13 protein-coding genes are annotated in these 11233 nt (G+C 42.5%); 9 read left to right on the top strand and 4 right to left on the bottom strand.

What is annotated here, in order from left to right:
- Window positions 1–167 precede the first annotated feature (167 nt).
- Window positions 168–1277 (top strand): A/G-specific adenine glycosylase, encoded by a 1110-nt coding sequence (gene mutY / locus JMN17_RS12630; protein ID WP_202328251.1) that lies wholly within the window; start codon window positions 168–170, stop codon window positions 1275–1277.
- A 6-nt stretch (window positions 1278–1283) separates the two neighbouring features.
- Here mutY and JMN17_RS12625 read toward each other — a convergent pair whose 3' ends face one another.
- Complete coding sequence (locus JMN17_RS12625) at window positions 1284–1508, bottom strand: hypothetical protein (protein ID WP_148963672.1); 225 nt, start codon at window positions 1506–1508, stop codon at window positions 1284–1286.
- Between the two features lie 82 nt (window positions 1509–1590).
- On the opposite strand from JMN17_RS12625, the gene fabL reads away from it, so the two are divergent.
- From fabL to JMN17_RS12600, 5 genes are all read left to right on the top strand, one after another.
- Window positions 1591–2343, top strand: coding sequence for an enoyl-[acyl-carrier-protein] reductase FabL (fabL, locus tag JMN17_RS12620; RefSeq protein WP_202328250.1), 753 nt, complete (start codon window positions 1591–1593; stop codon window positions 2341–2343).
- Window positions 2344–2410: 67 nt separating this feature from the next.
- Window positions 2411–2665, top strand: coding sequence for a gamma-type small acid-soluble spore protein (locus JMN17_RS12615; RefSeq protein ID WP_202328249.1), 255 nt, complete (start codon window positions 2411–2413; stop codon window positions 2663–2665).
- 172 nt (window positions 2666–2837) lie between these two features.
- Complete coding sequence (locus tag JMN17_RS12610) at window positions 2838–3098, top strand: YgaB family protein (RefSeq protein ID WP_202328248.1); 261 nt, start codon at window positions 2838–2840, stop codon at window positions 3096–3098.
- A 144-nt stretch (window positions 3099–3242) separates the two neighbouring features.
- Window positions 3243–3773, top strand: a complete 531-nt coding sequence (ntdP, locus tag JMN17_RS12605) for a nucleoside tri-diphosphate phosphatase (protein ID WP_003223272.1) — start codon at window positions 3243–3245, stop codon at window positions 3771–3773.
- Between the two features lie 84 nt (window positions 3774–3857).
- The gene (locus JMN17_RS12600; protein ID WP_202328247.1) at window positions 3858–5600 is read left to right on the top strand and encodes an ABC transporter ATP-binding protein; all 1743 of its coding nucleotides are present in this window, start codon (window positions 3858–3860) and stop codon (window positions 5598–5600) included.
- A 74-nt stretch (window positions 5601–5674) separates the two neighbouring features.
- Here the strand turns inward: JMN17_RS12600 and JMN17_RS12595 are convergent, their stop codons facing one another.
- On the bottom strand, window positions 5675–6736 hold the full coding sequence (locus tag JMN17_RS12595) for an aromatic acid exporter family protein (RefSeq protein ID WP_087992629.1): 1062 nt from the start codon (window positions 6734–6736) through the stop codon (window positions 5675–5677).
- Between the two features lie 219 nt (window positions 6737–6955).
- Window positions 6956–8245 (bottom strand): glutamate-1-semialdehyde 2,1-aminomutase, encoded by a 1290-nt coding sequence (locus tag JMN17_RS12590; protein ID WP_087992630.1) that lies wholly within the window; start codon window positions 8243–8245, stop codon window positions 6956–6958.
- A gap of 152 nt (window positions 8246–8397) precedes the next feature.
- On the opposite strand from JMN17_RS12590, the gene bcp reads away from it, so the two are divergent.
- Window positions 8398–8871, top strand: a complete 474-nt coding sequence (gene bcp, locus JMN17_RS12585; RefSeq protein ID WP_003223280.1) for a thioredoxin-dependent thiol peroxidase — start codon at window positions 8398–8400, stop codon at window positions 8869–8871.
- 114 nt (window positions 8872–8985) lie between these two features.
- Entirely contained in the window at window positions 8986–9423 is a 438-nt protein-coding gene (gene perR / locus JMN17_RS12580) for a peroxide-responsive transcriptional repressor PerR (protein WP_003223285.1), read from the top strand.
- A gap of 34 nt (window positions 9424–9457) precedes the next feature.
- Here perR and JMN17_RS12575 read toward each other — a convergent pair whose 3' ends face one another.
- Complete coding sequence (locus tag JMN17_RS12575; RefSeq protein WP_087992631.1) at window positions 9458–9811, bottom strand: YgzB family protein; 354 nt, start codon at window positions 9809–9811, stop codon at window positions 9458–9460.
- Window positions 9812–10018: 207 nt separating this feature from the next.
- On the opposite strand from JMN17_RS12575, the gene JMN17_RS12570 reads away from it, so the two are divergent.
- Complete coding sequence (locus JMN17_RS12570; RefSeq protein ID WP_087992632.1) at window positions 10019–10903, top strand: nucleotidyltransferase-like protein; 885 nt, start codon at window positions 10019–10021, stop codon at window positions 10901–10903.
- The last annotated feature ends 330 nt before the right edge of the window (window positions 10904–11233 follow it).

Genomic DNA, 11233 nt, shown 5'->3' with positions numbered 1-11233 from the left:
TCCCCATTTTCATATACCCAATTTTTCAACCGATTTAATCGTTCTCATATGTTTCCGCTTTTTCTTTACTTCTATTTAATGTAACATATTATCGTACTGTGCCCTTAGTGTACAACAAAAAACAGTCTAAAGAAAAGCGGGGCGCGAAAGACTGGGGAGAAACACATATGAACGTACTTGAAGACAAATTAAAACAAAAAGACATACAGCAATTTCGCGATGATTTAATCTCATGGTTCGAACGAGAGCAGCGCATTCTGCCGTGGAGAGAGGATCAAGATCCATATAAAGTGTGGGTATCTGAAGTGATGCTGCAGCAAACAAGAGTAGATACAGTGATTCCTTATTTTCTGCGGTTTGTGGAACAATTCCCGACAGTGGAAGCGCTCGCTGATGCTGATGAAGAAAAAGTGCTGAAAGCATGGGAGGGGCTCGGCTATTATTCGCGAGTCCGAAATCTGCAAAGCGCGGTAAAAGAAGTGAAACAGGAATACGGGGGCATTGTTCCTCCAGACGAGAAAGATTTTGGCGGCTTAAAAGGCGTCGGCCCTTATACAAAGGGAGCTGTGCTCAGCATCGCCTACAATAAACCCGTCCCTGCGGTTGACGGAAATGTGATGCGTGTCATGTCCAGAATTCTTTCCATTTGGGATGACATAGCCAAACCAAAAACAAGGACGATCTTTGAAGATGCAGTTCGTGCATTTATTTCAAAAGAAAAACCATCTGATTTTAATCAAGGGCTGATGGAGCTGGGAGCCTTGATCTGTACGCCGAAATCACCTTCATGCCTGCTATGCCCGGTTCAGCAGCATTGCTCAGCATTTGAAGAAGGCACTGAACGGGAGCTTCCCGTAAAAAGCAAAAAGAAAAAGCCAGGGGTCAAATCAATGGCCGCGATCGTTCTGACTGATGAAGACGGACAAGTGTATATACACAAACGCCCGTCAAAAGGTTTGCTCGCCAACCTGTGGGAATTCCCTAATCTTGAAACACAGAAAGGAATCAAAACCGAGCGTGAACAGCTCACTGCATTTTTAGAAAACGAATGTGGGATACAAGCTGAGATCAGTGATCTGCAAGGTGTAGTCGAGCACGTTTTCACCCACCTGGTATGGAATATTTCTGTGTTTTTCGGTAAAGTAAAACAAGTGTCGGATACCGCAGAGCTGAAAAAAGTAACGAAAGAAGAGCTTGAACAATTTGCGTTCCCGGTGTCACATCAAAAAATCTGGAAGATGGCAGTGGAAGCAGCCGAATACAAGGCTGCTCCGTAAACGTTCTTAATCGTAAGTGACGCGCGTGCCGTGGGTGTAGTCCGCTTCATTTCGTTTCATCCCGCCTCGCGCTTCAATTTCTTGCGCTAATTCCCGGTATTTTGATTGGCCTTCTTCGTTTAAATAAGGCATAATTTGCTGAAAGGCATGATGAAAATAGGCGAGTTCACTGTTCTTCCAATCTTTTTTGGAAACCATGTTTAATTCGCTCATATCACGTCCGACATACATAACAGAAGATCCCCCTTTACGTTCTTGCCATTATTGTTTGTGGAAAAAAAAAAACTATACGCTACAAGGAGATGAGGAAAAAATGGAACAAAATAAATGCGCACTCGTAACAGGAAGCAGCCGAGGTGTCGGAAAAGCGGTAGCGATCAGGCTCGCTGAGAACGGTTATAACATCGTCATTAACTATGCACGCAGCAAAAAAGCCGCTTTGGAAACAGCGGAAGAAATCGAAAAGCTTGGTGTCAAAGTGCTTGTCGTAAAAGCAAACGTAGGACAGCAGGCAAAAATCAAAGAAATGTTTCAGCAAATTGAAGAAACGTTCGGCAGACTTGATGTTTTTGTTAATAATGCCGCTTCAGGCGTCCTGAGACCTGTCATGGAATTAGAAGAAACACACTGGGATTGGACGATGAACATTAATGCGAAGGCATTGCTTTTCTGCGCTCAGGAAGCGGCCAAGCTAATGGAAAAGAACGGAGGCGGGCATATCGTCAGCATCAGTTCACTAGGTTCTATCCGCTACCTGGAAAACTACACGACAGTTGGGGTATCTAAAGCGGCATTAGAAGCGTTAACCCGTTATCTCGCGGTTGAGCTTTCTCCAAAACAAATTATCGTCAATGCCGTATCGGGCGGAGCGATTGACACAGACGCGCTCAAACACTTCCCGAATAGAGAAGACCTGCTCGAGGATGCGCGTCAAAACACGCCGGCAGGACGCATGGTTGAGATTAAAGACATGGTTGATACTGTCGAATTTTTAGTGTCATCTAAGGCTGACATGATTCGCGGACAGACCATTATCATCGATGGCGGACGCTCGCTGCTCGTTTAAAAATTTTAAAAAAGAGGAATAGCCATACCGTCACCTGCACATTCTAATGACCGTGGAGGTGATAACAATGGCAAACCAAAAATTCAGCAAAACAAACGCACAACAAGTCAAAAAACAAAACCAACAATCAGCTGCTGGTCAAGGCCAATTCGGCACTGAATTTGCTAGCGAAACAAACGCTCAGCAAGTTAGAAAACAAAACCAGCAATCAGCTGCTGGCCAACAAGGTCAATTCGGCACTGAATTCGCTAGCGAAACAAACGTACAGCAGGTAAGACAACAAAACCAATCTGCTGAACAAAACAAACAACAAAACAGCTAATCACTGAAACAGAAAAAAGCACTTCATCTTCGGGTGAAAGTGCTTTTTTCTGTTTGTAAAACGACAAAACTTGTGCAAGGTCTACATAATGAGTCAAAGGGTTTGCTTTCATAAGATCGAAATAATGAAAGGAGGAAACGTTTAGACTTTCACCAGGCTGAAGGAGGAACCGATGACGGAATTTGAAAAGCTGGTAAGTGAACAGATGAAAACGATGGACAAGCTTCTCGAGCTCCAATCAGAGCTCGACCGCTGCAAACAAATTGAAGCAGAACTCCGGCATTTGGAAAGAGATGCAAGGCTGCGCGGTATTCAGAATGAAATTGCGGTAAAACGGAAACTTCTTGCCGATATAAAGGATATGTTTCAAAAACAGACAGAGCAGGTGATTCGTTCATATCGCAGCTCAGAAAAGCCGTCTTCCTTTGTGTAGAGCAGGAATGTGCCATTCCCCGGCCGGAATGGCTCTTTTATTTTCATTTTTCAATTTGTAACGTTATAATAGGTAAAAGACGTTGTCGGTAAGCAAAATTTGGACATACTAACTGTAGGGCTTTATAGAAAGTAGGGGAGAAATATGGGCTATCCCAAGGAAGGAGAAACCATTCAAATTCACAGCTATAAGCATAACGGGCTGATTCATAGAATTTGGAATGAGACGACAATCTTAAAAAGTACAGAAATGTGTGTCATTGGAGCCAATGACCGGACGATGGTTACCGAATCAGACGGCCGGACATGGATAACCAGAGAGCCCGCAATCTGTTATTTTCACGCAAGACAATGGTTTAATGTCATCGGGATGCTGAGGGAAGACGGAGTTCATTACTATTGTAATATCAGTTCTCCATTTGCCTACGATGGCGAAGCAATTAAATATATTGATTATGACTTAGATGTTAAGGTTTTTCCTGACATGACCTACAATATTCTCGATGAAGACGAATATGATGATCATCGGAAAGCCATGAATTATCCAAAAGAAATCGACAGTATTTTAAGAGACTACCTAAACACGCTGCTCCATTGGATTCACCAGCGTCAGGGACCGTTTGCTCCCGAGTTTGTCGATATGTGGTATGAACGGTATTTGCGCTATACAAAATAATGGTTATGTAAAAACCTGTTGGGGGGTACAACAGGTTTTTCACATGGGCTCACACACATCATGATAAAGAGAGGGGGAATCAACGTGGGGGTTATGAAACGCTACATGCAGTTCGTCAAGCCTTATAAGAAGCAAATTTTCGTTACAGTGTTAATTGGAATCGTAAAATTCTCCATTCCGCTTGCTCTCCCATTGCTTTTGAAGTACGTAGTTGACGATATTATTCAAGGAGGCGGCACAGCAAGTGACAAAACAACGTCATTGTTGACCATTATGGCGATTATGTTCGCCTTATTTTTAATTTTGCGCCCGCCTGTTGAATACTATAGGCAATATTTTGCCCAGTGGACAGCCAGCAAGGTGCTCTACGATATAAGAGCCAAGCTATTTGACCATATACAGAAACTGAGCCTTCGTTTTTATGCGAATACAAGAACAGGGGAAGTCATTTCCCGGGTGATCAATGATGTGGAACAAACAAAGGATTTTGTCATCACAGGTCTGATGAATATATGGCTTGATATGCTGACGATTTTGATTGTGATCTCTATCATGCTGACACTGGACATTAAATTAACGCTGATCTCTATCGTATTATTCCCATTATACGGCATATCAGTGAAGTATTTTTACGGCCGTTTAAGAAAGCTGACAAGGGAGCGCTCGCAGGCGCTAGCTCAAGTGCAGGGGCATTTGCACGAGCGCATTCAAGGCATGCCGGTCATCAGAAGTTTTGCGATAGAAGATCATGAACAAGCTAATTTTAATGAGAAAAACAGCCATTTCTTAAATAAAGCCATCAGCCACACGAATTGGAATGCCAAAACCTTTGCAGTCGTTAATACCATTACAGATTTGGCACCGCTCATCGTAATTGCTTGCGCCGGCTATTTTGTCATTAATGGGCCGCTGACAGTCGGCACAATGGTCGCGTTTGTCGGATATATTGACAGAATGTACAACCCAGTTAGAAGGCTGATTAATTCCTCTACAACATTAACGCAGTCAATCGCATCAATGGACAGGGTGTTTGAATTTATTGACGAGCCGTATGAACTCACTGACAAGCCAAATGCCATTAAGGCCGGTCGGATTCGCGGAGAAGTGGAATTTCAAAACGTTTCTTTTCAATATGAAAAGGAAAAAGAAAACATTCTCCATGATGTCTCTTTAAAAGTACATAGAGGAGAAACCGTAGCCCTTGTCGGCATGAGCGGAGGAGGTAAATCAACACTCGTCAGCCTAATCCCGAGATTTTATGATGTGACAAGCGGCAGACTGCTGATTGACGGGTCAGATATTCGCGATTATGAAGCGAGAAGCCTTCGCAACCAGGTTGGTATGGTGCTTCAGGATACCTTTTTATTCAGCGAAACGATTCGGGAAAACATCGCAATCGGCCAACCTGATGCCACGCTGGAAGAGATTATCGAAGCCGCCAAAGCTGCCAATGCCCATGAATTTATTATGAGTTTTCCAGAAGGGTATGAGACCCGGGTGGGAGAAAGAGGCGTGAAGCTGTCAGGCGGACAAAAGCAGCGGATCTCAATCGCGCGGGTATTTCTGAAAAATCCGCCGCTCCTCATTTTAGATGAAGCGACATCAGCTCTTGATCTGGAAAGTGAGCATTACATTCAAGAAGCGATGGATAAACTGGCAAAGGACAGAACAACCTTTGTTGTCGCCCACCGCTTATCAACCATCACACATGCGGATAAGATTGTGGTTATGGAAAACGGCACAATCACCGAAACAGGAAACCATCATGAACTCATGGACTATGACAGTCAGTACAAGCACTTATTTACCATTCAAAATTTGAGTTGAACATCAATCTTATATCCTTTCAACGAAGGATATAAGATTTTTTTGTATATTAAAAACCCGGCTGTTCAACCGGGTTACTCTTCTGTCTCTATTTCGCAGTCTTTCGGATGATACGTTTGAAAACTTGTAATCAGAGTTTCTAAATGTTCAAGCTGATCACGATATTCTACGGCGCTTGCCATAATACTGAGCATATTGTAATCGATTAGCTCATCATCTGTGTTCTGCTGATTTTTTAAAAATGACTTTGTTAAAAGCTGTTTATATTGAATGCCTTCTTCATCTGCGTCATCATGCGGCTTGATTTTTCCGACAAACCGCATCAAAATCCGTTCATGCCAGTAAAGCAGGTAATCAAGTTCTTCAGTCAGTGTTTCTTGAAACTCTTCCGGCATATGATAGATGTCGTTTTCAAGACGATGCAGCTTCTTCAATGTATCAAGCGCCCTGTTTCCAGTAATAATTGCCTGTCTGAACAGGACAAGCTTTCTTGATTTCACATAAGTCGTTTTCTTAAAGTAACTTCTTTCTTCTTTATATAGAAGATAAGTCTGATCAAGCTTGATCATTTTTTCTTTCAGCTTTTCAATATCCTCTTTCAAAATCGAATGCTCTGTTGACTGCCGCATGCTCAGCCTGATCCATTTCATAATTTCTTCTGTATTTTCAACGGTATTGTGAATCAGCTTTGTTTCGTACTTAGGAGGCAAAAACACAAGGTTGACGATAAAAGAAGACAGCACCCCCAAGATGACTGTGCTTGTTCTGATCAGCGCGAACATTAAAAAGTCGTCACCGGCGGATTCTAAAATCGCGATAACTGTTACAAGTGCAATTGAAATGGTATGTTCAATTTTAAGCTTCAGCATAATTGTAATGACAATAACTGCTGTCAACCCGATCATAATCGGGCTGGGTCCAAAAATAAGGCCGAACACTGTGGCGATAACAGCTCCGATAATATTGGCCTGAACCTGATCAATAATAATAAGAAAAGAGCGGTAAATCGACGGCTGAATCGCAAATATCGCTGCAATCCCAGCGAAAATCGGCGCGGGAAGCCCGATCCACGAAGCCAAATAAAGAGCCAGTGTAATCGCAATCCCGGTTTTGAAAATGCGGGCACCAAGTTTCATTGGTTTGTGCGTGCATTCCTTTCTATAATAAATTATGTGACAAAGCAAATGGGCTATCCTTAAAATTCCCGGTCAGTTTATTTGCTAAACAATTAAGTAATATACAGGGATCAATACAAATATTCAAGCTATTTTTTCAAGAAAAAGACCAAAATCTTACACGCTGTGGGAATGAATGAAAAAACAGGAGCTTTATGCTCCTGTCCAAGGGGTGTGATCCTAGTTTTTAAGATGTTTAAAAGCATCCTCGACAGCTGCAAGCGTGTCTTTAATATCCTGCTCTGTGTGTGCTGTTGTAATAAACCAGGCTTCATATTTAGATGGTGCTAAATTAATTCCGCGTTCCAGCATCAGCTTGAAAAACGTAGCGAATGTTTCACCGTCACTGCGTTCAGCCTGCTCGTAATTTTCGATTTTCTCCTCAGAGAAATAAACCGTGAGTGCACCCTTTAACCGGTTGACAGTAATCGTGATGCCATGTGTTTCTGCGTGCTGTAAAATGCCTTCCTCCAGCATACCGCCAAGATGATCAAGCTTTTCATACACGCCTTCCTCTTTGAGCACTTCCAAACAAGCGATGCCTGATAGGATGGAAGCGGGATTACCGGCCATTGTTCCAGCCTGATAAGCCGGTCCGAGCGGAGCTACCTGCTCCATAATTTCTTTTTTACCCCCATAGGCGCCAATTGGAAGTCCGCCGCCGATAATTTTTCCGAGTGCGGTTAAATCCGGTTTCACCTGTAAGAGATCCTGCGCGCCGCCATACATAAAGCGGAAAGCCGTAATGACTTCATCGTAAATAACGAGAGCGCCCGCATCGTGTGTCAATTCATTTACTTTTTCCAAGAAGCCCTCTTTCGGCTCAACAATTCCAAAGTTGCCGACAATCGGCTCAACGAGAACCGCCGCGATTTCACTGCCCCATTTATCAAGGGCTGCTTTATAGCTTGCGATATCATTAAATGGAACTGTGATTACTTCGTTTGCGATGCTTTTCGGTACGCCGGCTGAGTCTGGCGTGCCGAGAGTAGACGGGCCAGAGCCGGCTGCGACAAGAACAAGATCCGAATGCCCGTGATAACAGCCTGCAAATTTAATGATTTTTGTCCGGCCTGTATATGCGCGAGCCACGCGGATGGTTGTCATCACAGCCTCTGTTCCTGAATTGACAAATCTTACTTTGTCCATAGCGGGAATGGCTTCTTTGAGCATTTTTGCAAATGTAACCTCATGTTTTGTCGGTGTTCCATATAATACACCGTTCTCTGCCGCTTTTTTAATCGCTTCTGTAATATGCGGGTGGGCATGCCCTGTGATGATCGGACCGTACGCCGCTAAATAATCGATGTACTTATTGCCGTCAACATCCCAAAAATAAGCGCCGTTTGCTTTCTCCATTGCGACGGGAGAACCGCCGCCGACCGCTTTATATGATCTAGACGGGCTGTTTACTCCGCCGACAATGTGCGTTAATGCCTCGTTGTGAAGTTCAATTGATTTTGTATGCAAAAATAAAAACCTCCTATATCTCCATGCGTCCTTTCTATTGTAGCATGCTTCCCAATAAGAACAACGGATTCGGGCTTAAGATGGAGAGGACGATGGTTGTAATCTGGACAAGAATTGGATACGCTTAATAAAAAACATTCGGAGGTAAAGCAATGACTATAGAAATCGGACAAAAAGCGCCTGATCTTGAGTTAAAGGGCGATCATGGGGAAACAGTAACATTATCGGATTATAAAGGGAAGTATATCGTGCTTTACTTTTATCCAAAAGACATGACACCGGGATGCACAACTGAAGCATGCGATTTTCGGGACAGCCATGAAAGCTTCGCTGAACTTGATGCTGTTATTATCGGCGTCAGCCCGGACAGCCAGGAAAAACACGGAAAATTTAAAGAGAAGCATAACCTTCCATTTCTGCTTCTTGTTGATGACGAACATAAGCTGGCGGAAGCATTTGATGTTTGGAAGCTGAAGAAAAACTTTGGAAAAGAATATATGGGAATTGAGCGCTCTACTTTTTTGATTGATAAGGAAGGTCGGCTCGTTAAAGAATGGAGAAAGGTAAAAGTAAAAGACCATGTAGCCGAAGCGCTTCAGACACTCAAGGATATGTCGGAAAAGTAAACTGATTTGGTTACTTTCACCCTGATATCAATTGACAAATTATCGTAAAAAGAGTTACACTAATTATAAACATTACAATGTAAGAATTTTTTTTAGAAGAGAGGTGCATGACGGATGGCTGCACATGAACTAAAAGAAGCCTTAGAAACGTTGAAGGAAACCGGAGTTCGCATTACTCCTCAACGTCATGCGATTCTGGAATATCTCGTTAACTCTATGGCTCATCCAACAGCGGACGATATATATAAAGCTCTGGAAGGGAAGTTTCCTAACATGAGCGTAGCGACGGTATATAACAATTTGCGTGTGTTCCGGGAATCCGGTTTGGTAAAAGAGCTCACATACGGTGATGCTTCCAGCAGATTCGATTTTGTCACATCCGATCACTATCACGCGATCTGTGAAAACTGCGGCAAAATTGTGGACTTCCACTACCCGGGCCTTGACGAAGTGGAGCAGCTTGCTGCACATGTCACGGGCTTTAAAGTAAGTCACCACCGTTTAGAAATTTACGGCGTCTGCCAAGAGTGTTCAAAAAAAGAAAACCATTAAAAATAAGCTGACCGTTTCGTACGGTCAGCTTATTTTATTTGGACATTTTCTTTTTATTATAAGCCTCATCAAATTCTTTTCCTTCTAAGCCCCTATCTAAAGTCAGCGGCTCTCTGCAATGCATGCACATATCTACTCTTCCCAAAACCTTTGTCTCTTTTTCACAGCCCGGACATATGACGCGGACCGCTTTGGTCGAAAGCATACCGATCCAAAAGTAAACAACCGTGCTGAGCCCGATGGATAAAAGCCCTAGTATCATAAACAAACTAGAAAGCAAAACGGACTCCTTGAAAAAGATCCCGATGTACATAATGACAAACCCAACGAAAACCAAACTTAACGCAAATGTTCTGATTTTATTAATTTTGCTGGAGTATTTCGCCATGTCCATCCCCCTCTGACTTTAACTATAGCATAAACCCAATGGGATTTTCTTCATGTTTTCGGTTGAACTGGAATTTACATATGGAGACTTACTGTGAAATTGTTTATAATAGTTCAATGTGTTTAGAATAAAGGAATTTCGTTTTAACCATAGAATTGAATCAAATAGAAAATAAAAAAATTGAACATTTGTATTGGAGGAATAGTGATGGATAATCTTCTCCGTCCAATTTACCAAGAAAGAGCAAGTCATCCCAACACATTGGCTGTCATTATGATCGAGAGAAGAAACAAAACATCTTCCTTAACAGATAACTTTGATGCCGCTTTGCTTGTGATTGTAAAGGAGGCTGACGAGCCTGTTTTTATAAAGCATTATGAATTTGATCAAAAAACAGCTTCTTTGCATGTGGTAACAGATTCTCAGATTCAAGAATGGATTTTGCTCGGGACAAATAGAAGAATCATAGATTGGATTGTAAATGGCAAAGTCATGTTTGACCGCAATGAATACATTGCCGAGCTGATTGACAGGCTGAATACATTTCCGTTTGCCGAACGCAAACTGAAGATCGGACTTGAATACGGCAAATTAATCAGAAGATATGTTGAAGGAAAAGCTTTTTTTGAAGCCAATCAATTTTTAGATGCCTACAACGCGGTTGTTCATGCGCTGCATCATTTAGCGCGTATAGAAGTAATCGACAGAGGATTCCATCCGGAAACCACGGTATGGAGCCAAGTGCGCCAGATGGAGCCTCAAGTATACAAATTATATTCCGAGCTGATTGAAAGTCACGAGAGCTTGGAAAAAAGACTCGAATTATTATTCTTAGCAAATGATTTCCTCATCCATTCTAAATCTGAAATCGGTTCGGCACATCTTTTCGAGGTGATGAAAGAAAGAGACATTTGGCAATTCGGTGAGCTTCTTCAGCATCCTGACTTAAAGCACTTTACCCAAGACCTTGGCGTTATACTGGATTACCTGACTGACAAGGGACTTATTAACGTCTGCCAGATAGAAACGAAAGGACAGGCTGTCTATCACCGAGGATATTCTTTTAAAAAAGGTGTTGACTCTGATTCTTGACCATGGTATATTATTAAACGTCGCTGATGCGCTTCTGAAAAAACAAGCTCACAGCGGCGGAGAAATAAAATAAAAAACATTTGACAAAAGAAAGTCGAAATGTTATATTAATAAAGTCGCTTCAACAAGAAGTGAGAATGATCTTTGAAAACTAAACAAGACAAAACGTACCTGTTAATTCATTTTTTATAAATCGTACAGCAATGTGCGTAGTCAGGGGCCTGCACGATGCAGGTCATGCAGATGTTGTCACAGGATGTGACGAACTTAATCTGCGCTCCATTACTTCATGGAGAGTTTGATCCTGGCTCAGGACGAACGCTGGCGGCG

It is taken from the genome of Bacillus sp. RHFS10, from assembly GCF_016757475.1.
In the GTDB taxonomy this organism is placed as follows: domain Bacteria; phylum Bacillota; class Bacilli; order Bacillales; family Bacillaceae; genus Bacillus; species Bacillus subtilis_G.
The sequence above is the reverse complement of the archived record's forward strand: the minus strand, read 5'-3'. Positions and strand labels throughout refer to the sequence as shown.